Annotated in this window: 1 protein-coding gene; it reads right to left on the bottom strand. The window is 57.5% G+C overall.

The window, feature by feature from the left end; genetic code table 11:
• Window positions 1-510: AMP-binding protein (locus VK92_RS41085; protein ID WP_156190775.1), on the bottom strand; the 510-nt coding region annotated here is incomplete at both ends.

Below are 510 nucleotides of genomic sequence, written 5' to 3'. Positions count from 1 at the left end.
CTGATGCGCGTCGAGGATGTAGAGACGCGTGTTGGCGATCGGCCGGCCAATGGGCGGTGCACCTTGCTCGTCGGCGCGGCAGCGATAGGCACTGGCATACACCGTTGCCTCGGTAGGTCCGTAGGCATTCACGAAGCACACCCGGTCAGCCCATTGACGAACAAGATGTGCCGGACACGCTTCGCCGGCTACGACCAGAGATCTCAAATGCGGAAGGAGCGCTGTTACAGGAAGGGCTGTCGCTGCAACAGGTGGCATTGACGCATGAGTGATGCGGTGGAAAGCCATAGTGGCCAGCAGCGGTTCACCGGGCATCAATTCTTCCCGGGACGCAAGGTAGAGGCTTGCACCGTTGCACAACGCAGCAGTGAATTCCGACATAAATACGTCGAAGCTCAGAGACGTGAATTGGAGAACTCGGCTATCACGATCAATGCCAAATTCCTGGCCCTGTAACAAGGCGAGGTTTGTTATGCCTGCATGCTGAACCATGACCCCCTTTGGTTTGCC

The sequence above is a fragment of the Burkholderia sp. LK4 genome (assembly GCF_001043615.1).
GTDB classification, from domain to species: Bacteria; Pseudomonadota; Gammaproteobacteria; order Burkholderiales; family Burkholderiaceae; genus Burkholderia; species Burkholderia cepacia.
The sequence above is the reverse complement of the archived record's forward strand: the minus strand, read 5'-3'. Positions and strand labels throughout refer to the sequence as shown.